Source organism: Actinomyces viscosus (assembly GCF_900637975.1).
Taxonomy (GTDB): Bacteria; Actinomycetota; Actinomycetes; order Actinomycetales; family Actinomycetaceae; genus Actinomyces; species Actinomyces viscosus.
This window is the reverse complement of sequence record NZ_LR134477.1, coordinates 825,667-842,273: the sequence shown is the minus strand read 5'-3', so window position 1 is coordinate 842,273 and position 16,607 is coordinate 825,667. Positions and strand designations below refer to the sequence as shown.

The 16,607-nt window shown below is 69.7% G+C and carries 14 protein-coding genes; 1 reads left to right on the top strand and 13 read right to left on the bottom strand.

All coding sequences use genetic code 11. The annotated features are described in order from the left end of the window. Positions 1–107: 107 nt before the first annotated feature. From pyrF to pyrR, 6 genes are read right to left on the bottom strand one after another with little or no spacing between them, the layout of a single operon-like run. On the bottom strand, positions 108–992 hold the full coding sequence (pyrF, locus tag EL340_RS03725; protein WP_126413502.1) for an orotidine-5'-phosphate decarboxylase: 885 nt from the start codon (positions 990–992) through the stop codon (positions 108–110). Next, on the bottom strand, positions 989–4,339 hold the full coding sequence (carB, locus tag EL340_RS03720; protein WP_126413501.1) for a carbamoyl-phosphate synthase large subunit: 3,351 nt from the start codon (positions 4,337–4,339) through the stop codon (positions 989–991). Before carB ends, pyrF begins: the two co-directional genes overlap by 4 nt. Before the next feature lies 1 nt (position 4,340). Next, a complete protein-coding gene (gene carA / locus EL340_RS03715; protein ID WP_126413500.1) occupies positions 4,341–5,564 on the bottom strand; it encodes a glutamine-hydrolyzing carbamoyl-phosphate synthase small subunit in 1,224 nt (407 codons plus the stop codon). Further along, a complete protein-coding gene (locus EL340_RS03710; protein WP_126413499.1) occupies positions 5,557–6,879 on the bottom strand; it encodes a dihydroorotase in 1,323 nt (440 codons plus the stop codon). Before EL340_RS03710 ends, carA begins: the two co-directional genes overlap by 8 nt. Continuing rightward, a complete protein-coding gene (locus tag EL340_RS03705; RefSeq protein ID WP_126413498.1) occupies positions 6,876–7,865 on the bottom strand; it encodes an aspartate carbamoyltransferase catalytic subunit in 990 nt (329 codons plus the stop codon). Before EL340_RS03705 ends, EL340_RS03710 begins: the two co-directional genes overlap by 4 nt. Next, positions 7,862–8,533: a bifunctional pyr operon transcriptional regulator/uracil phosphoribosyltransferase PyrR gene (gene pyrR, locus EL340_RS03700; protein ID WP_126413497.1), complete on the bottom strand. Its 672-nt coding sequence runs from the start codon at positions 8,531–8,533 to the stop codon at positions 7,862–7,864. The genes EL340_RS03705 and pyrR overlap by 4 nt, the downstream gene beginning before the upstream one ends. A 389-nt stretch (positions 8,534–8,922) precedes the next feature. Between pyrR and EL340_RS03695 the strand changes: the two genes are divergently transcribed. After that, positions 8,923–9,786, top strand: a complete 864-nt coding sequence (locus tag EL340_RS03695; RefSeq protein ID WP_126413496.1) for a glycoside hydrolase family 16 protein — start codon at positions 8,923–8,925, stop codon at positions 9,784–9,786. On the opposite strand, the gene EL340_RS03690 is transcribed toward EL340_RS03695, so the two are convergent. From EL340_RS03690 to aroC, 7 genes are all read right to left on the bottom strand, one after another. Beyond that, complete coding sequence (locus EL340_RS03690) at positions 9,783–10,643, bottom strand: SDR family oxidoreductase (protein WP_126413495.1); 861 nt, start codon at positions 10,641–10,643, stop codon at positions 9,783–9,785. The two genes, EL340_RS03695 and EL340_RS03690, sit on opposite strands and share 4 nt — an antisense overlap. Further along, positions 10,640–11,125 (bottom strand): hypothetical protein, encoded by a 486-nt coding sequence (locus EL340_RS03685; RefSeq protein ID WP_232023203.1) that lies wholly within the window; start codon positions 11,123–11,125, stop codon positions 10,640–10,642. The genes EL340_RS03690 and EL340_RS03685 overlap by 4 nt, the downstream gene beginning before the upstream one ends. Before the next feature lie 478 nt (positions 11,126–11,603). Further along, on the bottom strand, positions 11,604–12,107 hold the full coding sequence (gene nusB, locus EL340_RS03680) for a transcription antitermination factor NusB (protein ID WP_126413494.1): 504 nt from the start codon (positions 12,105–12,107) through the stop codon (positions 11,604–11,606). Continuing rightward, complete coding sequence (efp, locus tag EL340_RS03675; RefSeq protein ID WP_003782199.1) at positions 12,107–12,670, bottom strand: elongation factor P; 564 nt, start codon at positions 12,668–12,670, stop codon at positions 12,107–12,109. Before efp ends, nusB begins: the two co-directional genes overlap by 1 nt. 90 nt (positions 12,671–12,760) lie before the next feature. Then, positions 12,761–13,354, bottom strand: coding sequence for a shikimate kinase (locus EL340_RS03670; protein WP_126413493.1), 594 nt, complete (start codon positions 13,352–13,354; stop codon positions 12,761–12,763). Between the two features lie 17 nt (positions 13,355–13,371). Then, positions 13,372–15,243: a 3-dehydroquinate synthase gene (gene aroB, locus EL340_RS03665; protein ID WP_126413492.1), complete on the bottom strand. Its 1,872-nt coding sequence runs from the start codon at positions 15,241–15,243 to the stop codon at positions 13,372–13,374. Between the two features lie 85 nt (positions 15,244–15,328). Next, positions 15,329–16,549, bottom strand: a complete 1,221-nt coding sequence (gene aroC / locus EL340_RS03660; RefSeq protein WP_126413491.1) for a chorismate synthase — start codon at positions 16,547–16,549, stop codon at positions 15,329–15,331. Positions 16,550–16,607: the final 58 nt, after the last annotated feature.

Sequence of the window (16,607 nt, the reverse complement as noted above, 5' to 3'; positions counted from 1 at the left end):
ATAAGTCGGGTTGGGTGCACTCGCATTCGCAGGGGCCGGTATTCCGACACCGACTTCGTGTTCCCGAACACACGCTCGGGCGGTGGCGGATCTGCGTCGGGACAACCTCAGCGAAGCGCCGTCGCCGCCTCGTGCGTCGCTGTGAGCGCCGCGGTCCGCAGTGCCTCGATGGAGGGGCCCGCCTTGAGAACCCCACGTGAGGTGGAGGCCAGGACATGACGGCGAGCCGGTCCGAAGACGGACTCCAGCTCGGCGGGACCCGCGCCTTGCGCACCGACGCCTGGTGCCAGCAGCGGGCCGTTGGCGCGCAGCAGGTCGATTCCCAGTCGGGAGACGGCCTCTCCGACGGTAGCGCCGAGGACCAGTCCGATGCTGCCGAGTCTGCCCTCGCCGCTCGCCGTCGCGTTGGACGCGGTCACGCCCTCGACGACGCCGGCGGCCACGGCCTGCTCGCCGTTGACGGCGTGCTGGACGGCGGCTCCCTCGGGGTTGGAGGTCAGGGCCAGGACGAAGACGCCACGTCCTCGGGCCTGCGCCAGGTCCAGTGCCGGGGCCAGGGAGCCGTAGCCCAGGTAGGGAGAGACCGTGATGGAGTCGGCGGCCAGGGGCGCGCCGTCGGACAGGTAGGCCTGGGCGTAACCGGCCATCGTGGAGCCGATGTCGCCCCGTTTGACGTCGAGGACGGACAGGGTGCCCACGTCGCGCAGGGCCGCCAGGGTCTCCTCAAGGACAGCGATGCCGGCACTGCCGTGGCGCTCGAAGAAGGCGGACTGCGGCTTGACGGCGGCCACGCGCCCGCCGACCGCGTCGACGGTTCGCAGGGCGAAGTCCCGCAGCCCGGCGGCCGAGTCGCTCAGACCCCACTGCTCAAGCAGGCTCGGGTGAGGGTCGATCCCGACGCACAGGGGCCCCCGGTCATCCATGGCATCAGCCAGGCGGGCTCCGAAAGGGCTCCGGGGCTGACCGGGCTGGTGAGATGCGGCGGGGCTCATCGAGTCTCCTTGTCGGCAACGGTACGAGGGTCGGACACGGCATCCTGCCGGGACCGGCGGGCGGCGATGTGCTCCTGGAGGCTGCGGACCTGGAAAGGACCGCGCAGCTGGGCCTCGAGGGCCTGCACCGCCGCCTGGAGCTGCTGGACGGTGGTGATGATGGGCCGGTCGGCACTGGTGGTGGCTGCCCGGATGGAGTACCCGTCAGCGCGGGCGCCCTGACCCTTGGGGGTGTTGACGACCATGTCGATGGCACCGGACTCGATAAGTCCGGCGATCGTCTGCTCGCCGTGGAGACCGACGCCCTGGCTGATCTTGCGCACCGCCATGGCGTCGATCCCGTTGCGACGCAGCACCTGGGCAGTCCCGGTGGTGGCCAGGACCGTGAAGCCGAGCTCGGCGAGCCGGGCCACCGGCAGGATGATGGCGCGCTTGTCCCGGTCGGCCACGGAGACGAACAACGTGCCCTCTGTCGGCAGGCCCCCGTAGGCACCGGCCTGGGACTTGGCGAAGGCCCGGGGGAAGTCGACGTCGTAGCCCATGACCTCACCGGTGGAGCGCATCTCCGGCCCCAGGATCGTGTCGACGACGTGTCCCTCGGTGGTGCGGAACCGTTTGAAGGGCAGGACCGCCTCCTTGACGGCGATCGGGTCGTCCGGGTCGGTGACGCCGGCGTCGGACTCCGGGAGGTGGCCGGAGCGACGCAACGAGGAGATCGTCTCCCCCGTCATGATGAGGGCCGCCGCCTTGGCGAGCTGCACGCCGGAGGCCTTCGAGACGAAGGGGACCGTGCGCGAGGCCCTCGGATTGGCCTCGATGACGTAGAGGACGTCGGAGACCAGGGCGAACTGGATGTTGAGCAGCCCACGCACCCCCACACCGGCGGCAATCGCCTCGGTGGAGCGCCGGATGCGGGCGATCTCCGTGTCGGACAGCGTCATCGGGGGCATGACGCAGGCCGAGTCGCCGGAGTGGATCCCCGCCTCCTCGATGTGCTCCATGACCCCGCCGAGGAACAGCTCGGTTCCGTCGTAGAGGGCGTCGACGTCGATCTCGATGGCGTCATCGAGGAAGCGGTCGATGAGCAGCGGCCCGGTCCCGTAGACGCCCCCGGGCTCGCGGCCCGCGCGCTGGAGGTAGTCGTCGAGTCCCTGGGCGTCGTAGACGATCTCCATACCGCGCCCGCCGAGCACGTAGCTCGGGCGCACCAGGACCGGGTAGCCGATACGTTCGGCCACCGAGCGGGCCTGCTCGTCGCTCAGGGCCGTGCCGTGCGCGGGCGCAGGCAGCCCGGCGCGGGCGAGGACGACGCCGAAGGCCTCCCGGTCCTCGGCGGCGTCGATGGCCTCGGGGCTCGTCCCCAGGATCGGGACCCCGGCCTCGGCCAACCTGGCGGCCAGGGACAGCGGGGTCTGCCCGCCGAGCTGGACGATGACACCGGCCACCGGGCCGGCCGCCAGCTCGGCCTCGTAGATCTCGATGACGTCCTCGAAGGTCAGGGGCTCGAAGTAGAGCCGGTCGGAGACGTCGTAGTCGGTGGAGACGGTCTCGGGGTTGCAGTTGACCATGATGGTCTCGTAGCGCTCGGACAGGGCCATGGCGGCGTGGACGCAGGAGTAGTCGAACTCGATGCCCTGGCCGATGCGGTTGGGGCCCGAGCCCAGGATGATGACGGCCTCACGCTCACGGGGCGCCACCTCGGTCTCCAGGTCGTAGCTGGAGTAGAGGTAGGGGGTGCGCGAGGCGAACTCGGCGGCGCAGGTGTCTACGGTCTTGTAGACGGGCCGCAGGCCGAAGGCGTGGCGGACCTCGCGCACCGTGTCCTCGCTGATGCCCCGCAAGGCGGCGAGCTGGACGTCGGAGAAGCCATGACGCTTGGCCAGCGCCAGGATCTCGGGGGTGAGAGCCTTAGCGGTTTTGACCTCCTGGGCCACCTCCTGCAGGAGCAGCATCTGGTCGAGGAACCAGGGATCGATGCGAGTGGCTTCGTGAAGCTGCTCGATCGTGGCGCCGCCGCGCACGGCCTGCTGGAGGTCGACCAGCCGGTGCTCACTGGGAGTGGCGATGGACTCCAGCAGCTCAGCGGTCTGCTGCGCGGTGGGCACTGGCCCGTCCCAGTGGAAGACGGTGCCCTTCTTGTCCAGCGATCGCATGGCCTTCTGGAGGGCCTCGGTGTAGGACCGGCCGATGGCCATGGCCTCCCCCACTGACTTCATGGTGGTGGTGAGCCGGGGATCGGCTCCCCGGAACTTCTCGAAGGCGAAGCGCGGGACCTTGACGACGACGTAGTCCAGGGTCGGCTCGAAGGAGGCAGGCGTGGAGGAGGTGATGTCGTTGGGGATCTCGTCAAGCGTGTAGCCCACGGCGAGACGGGCGGCGATCTTGGCGATCGGGAAGCCGGTGGCCTTGGAGGCCAGCGCGGAGGACCGCGAGACGCGGGGGTTCATCTCGATGACGATGATCCGCCCGGTGGCCGGGTCGACGGCGAACTGGATGTTGCAGCCGCCGGTGTCGACCCCGACCTCGCGGATGACGGCGATGCCGATGTCCCGCAGCCGCTGGAGCTCACGGTCGGTCAGCGTCAGGGCCGGGGCCACCGTGATCGAGTCACCGGTGTGCACGCCCACGGGGTCGACGTTCTCGATGGAGCAGACGACCACCACGTTGTCAGCGGTGTCGCGCATGAGCTCGAGCTCGTACTCCTTCCACCCCAGGATCGACTCCTCCAGGAGGACCTCGGTGGTGCGCGAGGCTGCCAGCCCGGCGCCGGCGATGCGACGTAGGTCGGCGTCGTTGAAGGCGACGCCGCTGCCCAGGCCGCCCATGGTGAAGGAGGGGCGCACGACGACGGGGTAGCCGCCCAGGGCGTCGACCCCGGCGCGGCACTCGTCCATGGTGTGGGCGATGACGCTGCGGGCGACCTCGGCGCCGCAGCGCTCGACGACGTCCTTGAACTCGTCGCGGTCCTCCCCGGCGTTGATGGCCGCGGCGGACGCGCCGATGAGCTCTACGCCGTACTCCTCGAGCACGCCGCGCTCGACCAGGCTCATGGCGGCGTTGAGGGCCGTCTGCCCGCCCAGTGTGGGCAGGAGGGCGTCGGGCCGCTCCTTGGCGATGATGGCAGTCAGCACCTCGGGGGTGATCGGCTCGATGTAGGTGGCGTCGGCGACGTCCGGGTCGGTCATGATCGTGGCCGGGTTGGAGTTGACCAGGATGACGCGGATGCCCTCGCTGCGCAGGACGCGGCAGGCCTGGGTTCCGGAGTAGTCGAACTCGCAGGCCTGCCCGATGACGATGGGGCCCGATCCGATGACCAGGACGGAGGTGATATCAGGGCGAGCAGGCATGTCAGTTCGTGTCCTCGCGGTCCTGGCCCTGGCGGTGCTCCCGCATGAGGCGGATGAATCGGTCGAAGAGGTGCTCGGCGTCGTGGGGGCCGGCGGCCGCCTCAGGGTGGTACTGCACGGAGAAGGCCGGCAGGTCCAGTGCCCGCAGTCCTTCGACGACACCGTCGTTGAGTCCCAGGTGCGAGACCTCCACCCGCCCGTATCGACCGTTGTCGAAGGGAGCGACGGAAGGGGCGTCGGTCGGCGCGTCGACGGCGAAGCCGTGGTTGTGGGCGGTGATCTCCACCTTGCCGGTGGCGCGGTCCAGGACGGGCTGGTTGACGCCTCGGTGCCCGTAGGCGAGCTTGTAGGTGCCGTAGCCCAGGGCCCGTCCCAGGAGCTGGTTGCCCAGGCAGATGCCGAAGAAGGGGATGCCGGCGTCGAGCACGCCCCGGAGGAGCGCGATCTCGGCGTCGGCGGTTCCTGGGTCTCCGGGGCCGTTGGAGAACAGGACCCCGTCGGGCCTGAGGGCAAGGATCTCGGAGAGAGTCGTGGACTGGGGCAGGACGTGGACACGCACACCGCGCTCGGCGAGCTGCCACGGGGTGCGCGACTTGATGCCCAGGTCGATGGCTGCCAGGACCGCGACCGGCTCGCTCCCCTCGGTCGGCCCGCTGGGCTCGACGACGTAGCCCGAGGGAGTCGTCACCTCGGCGGCCAGGGCACGGCCGGTCATGGGCGGCTCGCTGCGCACCGCCTCCAGGCAGATGTCGATGCAGGCCTGGCTGGGGCCACCAGGGTCGGTGGCGCCGGCCGGCAGGGCATCCCCGGAGAAGATGCCGCCGCGCATGGCGCCGGCCTCGCGCAGGTGCCGGGTCAGGGCCCGGGTGTCGACCTCGCAGAGCCCGACGATACCGGCGGCGCGCAGGTCGTCCTCCAGCTCCCGACGGGACCTCCAGCTCGAGGCGCGCCGGGCGGGCTCGCGCACGACGTACCCGGCCACCCAGATGCGGTGGGACTCGGCGTCCTCGTCATTGACCCCGGTGTTGCCGATATGCGGTGCGGTCTGCACCACGATCTGGCGGTGGTAGGAGGGGTCGGTGAGGGTCTCCTGGTACCCAGTCATCCCGGTGGAGAAGACGATCTCCCCGATGGTGCGTCCTTGAGCCCCGTAGCTACGGCCCCGCAGGGCCCAGCCGTCCTCCAGGACGAGGAGGGCGGCTGGGCGGTGGGTCGACTCAGGCATGGGCCGAGCCGGCAGGAGCCTCGACGGGTGCCCCGTCCACGACGGTGGGGCGGCCGTGGAGGAAGGTGGCCATGACCTGCCCCGGCAGCTCCATGCCCGCGTAGGGGGTGTTGGTGGAGCTGGTCCACTGGGCGGAGCCGTCGACGGTGCGACGCACCTCGGGGTCCACCACCGTGATGTTGGCCGGGGCGCCGACCTCAAGCCCCTGCCCCTGGTCGGTCAGGCGACCGATGCGGGCCGGCGCCGAGGACATGGACCTGGCGATGTCTCGCCAGGTCATGCGGCCGGTGCTCACCATCGTCTCGATCAGGACGCTCAGCGCGGTCTCCAGACCCGTCATGCCGAAGGCTCCGGCCTGCCACTCGCAGTCCTTGTCCTCCAGCGGGTGGGGGGCGTGGTCGGTGCCGACCACGTCGATGGTGCCGTCGGCCAGGGCCTGGCGAACGGCCTCGACGTCCTCGGCCGTGCGCAGCGGCGGGTTGACCTTGTACAGGGGTGAGTAGGTGCGGGCCATCTCATCGGTCAGCAGGAGGTGGTGCGGGGTCACCTCGGCCGTGACGTTGATTCCTCGGGCCTTGGCCCAGCGGATGATGTCGACGCTGCCCGCGGTGGACAGGTGGCACACGTGCAGGCGCGAGCCGACGTGCTCGGCCAGCAGGACGTCACGGGCGATGATCGACTCCTCGGCCACGGCCGGCCATCCGCGCAGGCCCAGCTCGGCGGAGACGACGCCCTCGTGCATCTGGGAGCCCTCGGTGAGGCGGGGATCCTGGGCGTGCTGGGCGATGACGCCGTCGAAGGACTTGACGTACTCCAGCGCCCGGCGCATGAGAACCGGGTCTGAGACGCACTTGCCGTCGTCGGAGAAGACCCGCACCCGGGCGGCGGAGGCGGCCATGGCGCCCATGTCGGACAGGTGCTCACCGGCCAGGCCGGCGGAGACGGCGCCGACCGGCTGGACGTCCACCCAGCCGGCCTCGCGCCCCAGCCGCAGGACCTGCTCGACGACGCCGGCGCTGTCCTGCACGGGGGTGGTGTTCGCCATCGCGAAGACGGCGGTGTAGCCGCCGGCGGCTGCGGCCCGGGTGCCGGTGTAGACGGTCTCGGCGGACTCCCCACCCGGCTCACGCAGGTGGGTGTGGATGTCGACGAGCCCGGGCAGGGCGATGAGCCCGTTCAGGTCGTGTCGCACGGCGTCGGCGGGGGCCTTCGCTGAGGCGTCGGGGCCAATGGCGGTGATGGTGCCGTCGGTGATGAGGATGTCGGTGGGGTCCTCGCCGTAGGGGCGGACACCGGTCAGGAGGTGGGAGGTCACAGCTGGTTCCCTTCGTCAGCGAGGAGGAGGTAGAGGGCGGCCATGCGTACGGAGACGCCGTTGCCGACCTGCTCGATGATGCGCGAGCGGGGGTCGTCGGCGGCCTCGGCGGTGATCTCGAGGCCGCGGTTCATGGGGCCGGGGTGCATGACGATGGCGTGCTCCGGCATGGCCCGGCGACGGGCGGAGTTGAGGCCGTAGACGCTGGAGTACTCGGCAGGGCTGGGGAAGAAGCCGCCGCCTGCGGCGCTCATGCGCTCGCGCTGGACCCGCAGCATCATGACGGCGTCGGGCTGGACCGCCTCGATCGCCTCGTCGAGGTTGTAGGAGACCTCGCAGGGCCAGCTCTCCATGCCGATGGGCAGCAGCGTCGGAGGCGCCACGAGGGTGACCTCGGCACCGAGCGTCGTCAGGAGGTCCACGTTGGAGCGGGCCACCCGGGAGTGCAGGACGTCTCCGACGATGATGACACGGGCTCCTTCCAGGTCTCGTCCCTGCGGGGCGGGGCTGCCGTCCGCGGTGCCGGGTGCACCGGGGACGTACCAGCGGCGCAGGGTCATGGCGTCCAGAAGCGCCTGCGTGGGGTGCTGGTGGGTGCCGTCGCCGGCGTTGAGCACGGGCACGTTGATCCAGCCGGCGTGGGCCAGCAGGTGCGCGGCGCCGCAGGCCGAGTGGCGCACGACGACGGCGTCCGCCCCCATGGCCATGATCGTCTGGGCGGTGTCCTTGAGGGACTCCCCCTTGGACAGCGAGGATCCCTTGGCCGAGAAGTTGATGACGTCGGCGCTCAGGCGCTTGGCGGCCGCCTCGAAGGACAGGCGGGTACGGGTGGAGTCCTCGAAGAAGAGGTTGACCACGGTCTTACCGCGCAAGGTGGGAAGCTTCTTGACCGCGCGGCTCTGGGTCGCGGCCATGGCCTCGGCGGTGTCCAGGACCATGACCGCCTCGTCGTGGGTCAGGTCCTTGGCGGAGAGCAGGTGCTTCATCGGGTGGCCTCCTGGTCGGTGCGCTCGCTTGAGCGCTCAGTGGGGACGTCTGCGGGAACGATGGTGACGGCGTCGGTGGAGGCGCCGAGCTCGGTCAGAGAGACCACGACCTTCTCCGCACGGGACGTCGGCAGGTTCTTGCCCACGTAGTCGGCCCGGATGGGCAGCTCCCGGTGGCCACGGTCGACAAGGGTGGCCAGCTGCACGGCCCGGGGGCGCCCGATGGCGCCCAGGGCGTCGAGGGCGGCCCGGATCGTGCGCCCCGAGTAGAGGACGTCGTCGACCAGGATGACGATCCTGCCGTCAATACCCCCCTGGGGGATCTCGGTGGGACGAGGCACGCGGATGGGGTGACGTCCCAGATCGTCGCGGTACATGGTGATGTCCAGGGTGCCGACCGGAACCCCTGCGCTGGCCCTCTTCGGCCGATCCGCCGGCTCGGTCTGCTGCGCCCCCTCGTTCGACGCAACGGCCAGCGCCTCAACGAGTCGGTGCGCCAGAGGCACTCCCCCGCTGGGGATCCCCAGGACGACGACGTCCTGAGCCCCGTGGTTGCGCTCCAGGATCTCGTGCGCAATGCGGAACAGGGAACGGGCTATCTCGGGAGGCCCGAGGATCTCCTTGCCCGAGGATGGTGCGCCGGTGGCGCCTGACAAACGTTCGGCCATTTCAGGCCTCCTTCCCCGCCTCTCTGGACGGACTTAAAGGATGTTGGTCGACCGTAAGTTTACGTCGCCGCGACGGGCTCCGCGCGACAGAACCGAAGGACTCTCCGAGACGAAGGTCACGCCAAGGTGGGGTGAATCGGCCCAGCGCCCGGCACGGACCGCAAGAGGGAATGTCCCCATCTACAGAAACTCCGTAACAATGTCATACTCTTGCTCCAATGCCGCGGCGTCATCAGACGTTGAGCAGCGAGATCGTCACAACATGTCGAGAGCTTGAGAAGTGAGTGCCGGATCCATCTGAGCCCGATTGAGACCTGAACGATGTCGCAAGGCAGGTAAGGACCCGGGTTGCTGCTGCGTCAGCGACTTCTTCTCAAGCAAGGAATGACATGACTCTCCCCACTCGACGTTCAATCATCACCGGCCTCGGCGCCGGGACCGGACTGGCCGCTGCCGGCCTGCTCGCCCCCTCACCCGTCCTCGCGGCCGAGCCGGCGCACGGCTTCGGCTCCGTCATCTTCGACGAGCAGTTCTCCCAGGGGCCCGATTTCTCCCCCTCCCGCTGGCGGGACAACCGCTCGGAGCCCGAGTCCTGCACGAGCTACGACTGGGGGGTGTTCACGCATGACACCCACAGCGTCAGTGACGGCGTCGGGCACCTCCTGTGGCGCAAGCGCACCACTCCTCTCAAGGGCTTCCAGAACCGCTTCGACAAGGAGGAGACCGTCCGCTACGTCGACCAGACCTTCATCACCACGCAGGGGCTCTTCTCCTTCGTCTACGGCTCGCTGGAGACCAGGGCGCGCTTCCCCCAGTCGGACGAGGGCCTGTTCGCCGGGATCTGGTTGAGAGCGGACGACGAGAAGAACGGAGGCGAGATCGATGTCGTCGAGACCTACGGCGGCGGTAGCGCTACCGGTATCGCCGAGTCGACCGTCCACTTCGGCCAGGCGGGCGGCAAGGGAAGCAACCTGGGCATCTCACCGCGGCCCGATCTCACCCAGTGGCACACCTACGGGATGGAGAGGACTCCGGAGAGGATTCTTTTCCTCTTCGACGGCCAGCCCTACCACGAGGTGCCGCGTTCCGAATCGCAGCAGGAGTTCGACGCCTGCTTCGGCCCAGCCTCCTCGTACCACATCTGCATGACCACGCACACCGGAAGCATCCATCGGGGACGACTCAACCACGAGGGCTTCACTCAGGCCCAGGTGGACATCGACTACATCGTCGTCCGTGCGATGGACGGTTAATGACCCTGCGTAAGCAGGTCGCGCAGGCTGAGGGGCCGCCTGCCGGTCAGCCGCTCGACGGCGTCCGAGACGACGTCGAGCTCACCGGCGGCGATGGCGGTATAGGTGCTCACCCAGGCGTCCTTCTCCCAGTCGGGAACGTCGTAGTGAGCGCGGGAGGCGTAGGCCTCCTCGACGGTCTCCTGACGGTAGACCGTCCTCCTGCCAGTCGCCTCCGTGATGATCCGGGCGGCCTCCTCCATGGTGAAGGCCTGCGGACCGGTGAGGTCGTAGGTGACGCCGTCATGGCGCCGCTCACCGGCAGCAAGATCCTTGAGGATCGCTGCCGCGGCGGAGGCGACGTCGGCCCTCGCCACCGCTCCGACTCTTCCGTTGCCGGCGGGGCCGGTGATGGAGCCCTCGGCCGCGATCTCGATGAAGAAGTCGGTGTAGAAGGAGTCGCGCAGGAACGTGTACCCCATCCCGGAGTCTCGCAGGGCCTCCTCGGTGTACCAGTGGGTACGGTCAAGGGTGAAGGTCGCGTGCGGGGAGGCTCCCAGGAAAGACGTGTACACCACGTGCCTGACCCCGGCGTGTGCCGCAGCGGCGATAAAGGCGCGATGCTGCTCCAGGCGGTCCTCGGACTCGGCCGCGGAGACCATGAACAGGATCTCGACGTCGGACAGGGCTCTGCGCGCGGCCTGCTCGTCACCGTACCCGGCGACGTGAACGTCGCCGGCCCATGCAGGAGCCCGGGAGACGTCCCGGACCAGGAGCCGTGGGGCGAGACCGGCATCGCGCAGCTGCTCGGCGACTGCGCCGCCGATCTTCCCGGTGGCGCCTGTGACGGCGATGAGAGGTGTGCCGGGTGTGCTCATTGCGGTACTCCTTCCGACGTCGCGCGTGGGCTCACGCTGGCGTCAAGTGCGGTGCTCCTTCTGAGAAGATAGATGTACCCCGCTGTCAGCAGGACCTGGACCACGGCGCAGGAGACGACCACTGGTCCAAAAAGGTCGTCGATCAGCCGATCGATGTCGCTCTGCACCATCTTGATCAGGGTCGTGTACATGATCACGATGGGGATACCGAGCACGATGCTGGCGGCCATGAGTGCCGATGTCGGCATCTTGGCCTCGCTCCAGCCCTCGGGCTGGGTTCCGGCGTCCCGAGAATGGGCCTGTACGCAGGCGACGAGGGAGACGATGAAGCTGCTGATCCATCCGATACCGACGACGATCGGGCCGAAGAAGATGATCAGCATGGCCAGCAGCACACCGAAATCGGGAGGTCCCAGGTACCGGGGGCCGAGGAACAAGGTTGCGGTGACGATGAGCTGAATGATCGCGGTGATGAGCCCCACGATGCTGCCCGAGATCGCGACTCGGCGGTTCGTGGTGCGTTTGCGTCCTGCGATGAGGGCCGGGTCATTCCAGCTGCTTCCAGGGACTGGAACCAGCACCGGTGGGGGGTACGGAACATAGGGGGCGGGGCCGGGAGCGCCCCACGGATAGCCGCCAGGTCCTGCTGGAGGCGGCTGGACGCCTCCCAGGGGCGGTGGTCCGCCGGGATACCCCGCTCCCGGTGCGGCGGCGGGCCGGCCGACGTGGAGGGAGCCGGGGATCGACTGCGCAGGGACCTGCGAGTCGTGTGCCCCGTCCGAGGACGCTGAAGCGCCCTTGATGTAGGGGTAGTCGTTGGGGTCTTGGGGAGGTAGCTGGGTCACAGGAGGCTCCGGCATCGGCGGATGGATGTGGCCCAGGCTAGGTCATGTTGACAGGTTGAGCCCAGCTCCCGGCATAGGGAGTGAGCCCCATGCCGGGAGCGGAGCGACCGAGAGCTCAACGCAGCGTGTCCGCGAGGTCGCCGATGCGCCCCAGGAGTCCACCGAGGTACCGGGGGGACTCGTCCGTGGAGAGCATCCGGCTGAGTGTCATGGCCTCATCGACGGCGACAGGGGCGTCGACGTCGTCGTTGTAGACGATCTCCCAGGTGGCGACCCGGGCAATGGCCCGGTCGACGGCCGGCATGCGTCCCAGGGTCCAGCCCTGGGCGTAGGTCTGAATCGTCTCGTCGATGTCGGCCAGGTGGTCGCACACGCCGTCGAGGATCTCCCGGGTGTAGGCGGGAGCCTCGGTGTGGTTCGCCGAGCTGACGGCGCGCAGCTGCGCGAAGGAGCGCAGCTCCTCAGTGTCGTCGGAGGTCAGCATCCCGCGCTGGTCGGCCTCGAAGAGGATCTCGATCGCGCGCCGACGCGCCTTGGTGCGGGCGGTGACTGGATGACGCGACGCGGGGCTCGAGCGGGTCGAGCCCTTCTCGGGGGTCTCCTCGGGGGTCTCGGCCATCAGTCGGTGACGCGGGAGATGTAGGAGCCGGAGCGGGTGTCCACCTTCACCTTGTCACCGGTGTTGAGGAACAGCGGCACCTGGATCTCGGCACCGGTCTCGACGGTGGCGGGCTTGGTGCCGGCGCTGGAGCGGTCGCCCTGGAGACCGGGCTCGGTGTGGGAGATCGTCAGGACCACGGAGGCCGGCAGCTCGACGAACAGGACGGCGTCCTCGTGGAAGGCCACGATGACATCCTGGTTCTCGAGCATGAAGGTGGCGGCGTCGCCGACGGTGGCTGAGGGGACGTAGGTCTGCTCGTAGGACTTGACGTCCATGAAGACGTAGTCGTCGCCGTCCTTGTAGAGGTACTGCATGTCACGCCGGTCAACGGTCGCCGTCTCGACCTTGAGACCGGCGTTGAAGGTCTTGTCGACGGTCTTGCCGGACAGGACGTTCTTGATCTTGGTGCGCACGAAGGCGGGGCCCTTACCGGGCTTGACGTGCTGGAACTCCACTACCTGCCACAGCTGGCCCTCGAGGTTGAGCACCATGCCGTTCTTCAGGTCGTTCGTCGTTGCCACGAGGGTTTCCTCACTGTTGCGTTGCGTCTGGGACTCGCTGATCCTACCGCGACGTACCGGGCTCACCCTGTGACGGGTGTGTCACGCCGGTCACGAGCGGCGGGAGAAAGCGGATCCCACGGTGCGCATGACCTCGGCACAGGCCTCCTCGGGCGTGGTCGAGGTCGTGTCGACGACAACGTCGGCCAGCTCCCGGCACCTGGCCTGGCGGTCGCGAAGCATCTGGACGAACTGGTGGTGGACGGTCCCCAGGGCCACGGACCGGGGCGCGTCCAGACCGTTGCGGGTGGCGAGCACCCGGGGGGAGCAGGTCAGTGCCACCACTGCCGCCACTGCACCTACTGCCCCCGCTTGGAGAGCCCGGTCGTGGCCGAGCCGCAGCTCCTCCAGGCGCTCACGTGTTCGAGGGTCCTCCAGGCACCCCGAGCCCAGGGCCACGACGGCGCCCTCGGCCGCCGCACGGTCCAGGAGCCGGAGCGCGGTATCCGTCTCCACCCGCCGGTACTCGGCCTCCGGCACTGCGACAAGAGCCAGGTCGGGGCTGGTTCCCAGCTCGTCGGCGACGCTGCGGCCCAGGTCGAGCACAGGCAGGCCTGCGACGGCCCCAGCTGCCCGCCCCACGCTGGAGCAGCCGGCCCCCGGAGGACCGATGAGAACCAGTACCCGAGGCGGGTCAGAGGTCACGCCCGTTGCCTTCCTGCTCAGCCGGCCTGACCGGTGACGGCCTCATGAGCCTGGATGAGAACGTCCTCACCGGGAGCCTGGACTCTCACGGGCCTGGCGACGTCGTCGAGCAGGACCAGGCGCAACCGGCCCCCGCGCACCTTCTTGTCACTCATCATCACCGCCTTGAGCTCATCCCACCGCCCGTGGCCCTCGGGGAAGGAGACCGGCAGCCCGACCGCCTTGAGGCTCTGACGGTGCAGTGCCAGGGCGTCGCTGCTCAGCTTGCCGCAGCGGTGGGCGACCTCGGCGGCGAAGACGCAGCCGACGGCGACCGCCTCTCCGTGACGCCAGGAGTAGCCGGTGACCTTCTCGATCGCGTGCGCGTAGGTGTGCCCGTAGTTGAGGATCTCCCGCAGTCCCGCCTCGGTGAGGTCCTCCCCCACGACGGCGGCCTTGACCGCGATCGAACGGGCCACGAGGTCGGCCAGGACCGGGGAGTCCCAGGCCAGGCAGTCGGCGGGCTCGGCCAGGACGCGGTCGAGGATGACCGGGTCGGCGATGAGCCCGCACTTGATGACCTCGCCGAGCCCGGCCCGCAGCTCGGCGGTCGGCAGGGTCGAGAGTGTCTCCAGGTCGGCGATCACGGCGGCCGGTGGGTGGAAGGCGCCGACCAGGTTCTTGCCGGCCGGGGTGTCGATCCCCGTCTTACCGCCGACGGCGGCGTCGACCATGGCCAGCAGGGTGGTGGGCACCTGCACCACCGGGACGCCGCGCAGCCAGGTGGCGGCGGCGAAGCCGGCCAGGTCCGTGGTCGCCCCACCACCCAGGCCGATGACGAGTCCGTCGCGCCCCAGACGGAAGGAGCCGAGTCGCTCCCACAGGTACTCCAGGACACGGGCCTTCTTGGCTGCCTCGCCGTCGGGCACCTCGATCCGAAGCACGCGCAGTCCCTGGGAGGCGAGCTGCTGCTCGGCACCGGTGGCGCGTTCGCTCAGGGCCTTGGCGTGGATGATGGCGACGCCCCCTGCACCTGCCCCCGGGGCGTCCCGGACAACATGAGCCAGGTCGGCCAGGAGCCCGTGGCCGATGAGTACGTCGTAGGGGCTCGGGCCGCCGACGGTGACCCTCCGTGCGCCGCTGCTGGCCTCGGTGGTTGCCACGGGCCGGACGCGGACGCGCCGTGGCGAGGCATCGGCCCCGTCCGGGGCAGCGGGCGAGTCTGTCTGCGTCTCGGCCATGGGAGCCAGGACACCGACTGCCTGAGAGGTCTGGACCCCCAGGGCCACCAGGATGAGAGCGGCGACCTGCTGGGGAGTCAGCCCGTCGGTGGGAACGGTGAGGGTCGCCACCTCGGAGTACAGCGGTGAGCGCTGTGCGTGGAGGGCCTCCATCCGTGCCAGGACGCCGTCGTACTCGCCCTGCTTATCGCTCCGGTTCTCCGCCAGGTGCTCACTGCGACGCTGGGCGGCGCGCGTCTGGTCGGAGTCGGCGTCCGGGGTCATGAGGGGGCGCCCGGTCCCATCGCCCACGTGCCTGGCGGCGGTGCTCGGGGAGGCGGACAGGTGGATGACGGTGTGACCGCGCAGCAGCTCGCGGTTCTCGGGGCGCAGCACCGCTCCCCCACCCAGGGCGATGACGCCCTGCGCGGCCGCCGGGGAGTCCAGGACGGCCCGCATCGCCCGGTGCTCCCGGTCGCGGAAGCCCTCCTCCCCCTCGGAGGCGAAGATCTCCGGGATCGTCATCCGGGCGCGACGCCGGATCTCGGCATCGGTGTCAGTGACCTGAACTCCCAGGGCCTGAGCCAGAAGGCGGGCCTGGGTGGTCTTGCCCGCACCGGGCAGCCCCACCAGCACCAGGGGCAGCTGGTCGTCGCGCAGGGCGATGGTCGGAACGTGCTTCCAGGTCATGATCGTGTCTCCCTCACCATTGAGCTCACCGTGGACACCAGTATCGCGCTCACCGCCCGACTCACCACCGGGTTCACCGCAGTGATCACCACTGCGTCCGCTCCGCGACGCGGGCCAGGTAGCTCTCAAGGTTGCGTCGGGCCTCGGCAACCGAGTCGCCACCGGTCTTGTCCAGGAGAAGATCGGCCAGAACCAGGGCGGTCATGGCCTGGGCGATCACGGCACCGGGCACGACGGCGCACACGTCGGAGCGCTGGTGCAGCCCGGTGGCCGCCTCTCCGGTGGCCATATCGACGGTACGCAGGGCCCGAGGCACCGTGGAGATCGGCTTGAAGGCGGCTCGCACCCGAATCGCGGAGCCGTTCGAGATTCCGCCCTCGATGCCGCCGGCGCGGTTCGTGCTCCGCGTGAGCTCCCCGGAGACCACCGAGACGATCTCGTCGTGCGCTGCCGAGCCGCGCCTGGCCGCCTCAGCGAAGCCATCACCGATCTCCACGCCCTTGACCGCCTGAATACCCATGAGCGCGGCCGCGAGCCGGGCGTCAAGGCGGCGATCGGCCGAGACGTGGGTGCCCAGCCCCACCGGGACACCGGTGGCGATGACCTCGACGACACCGCCGAGGGTGTCCCCGTCCTTCTTGGTGGCGTCGATCTCGGCGACCATGGCGGCGCTGGTGGCGGGATCCGTGCAGCGCACGGGATCGGCGTCGAGACGCTCGGTGTCGTCAGCGGTGGGAGGGGGGACGTCGTCGGGCAGGGCGACGGCTCCGATGCGCACCACGTGACTGACCAGCCGGATACCGGCGACCTGCTCCAGGACGGCCTCGGCCAGCGCCCCCAGCGCCACCCGGGCCGCGGTCTCACGGGCCGAGGCCCGCTCCAGCACTGGGCGCGCCTCATCCAGGTCGTACTTGAGCATGCCGGGCAGGTCCGCGTGCCCGGGCCGGGGGCGCGTCAAAGGACGATTGCGAGCGATCTCGCGCTCGTCGCCGGTGCCGGCGTCGATGAGCAGGTCACGCGGGTCCACCGGATCAGCGCTCATCACCGTGGACCACTTGGGCCACTCGGAGTTGCCGATCTGCAGCGCGATGGGGCTGCCGATGGTGCTGCCGTGGCGGATTCCGCCCAGGACCCGCAGCTCATCGCGCTCGAAGGCCTGGCGAGCACCCCGCCCGTGTCCCAGACGACGGCGGGCCAGCGCAGCCCTGATGTCCTCACTGGAGATCCGCACACCTGCGGGAACGCCCTCCATCACCGCTGTCAGAGCCTCGCCGTGGGACTCCCCGGCCGTCATCCATCGAAGCATGAGGTAGATACTCTCACACCCTCACGGTGTCTCCGCTGCGCCTCATCGCAGGTCGCCC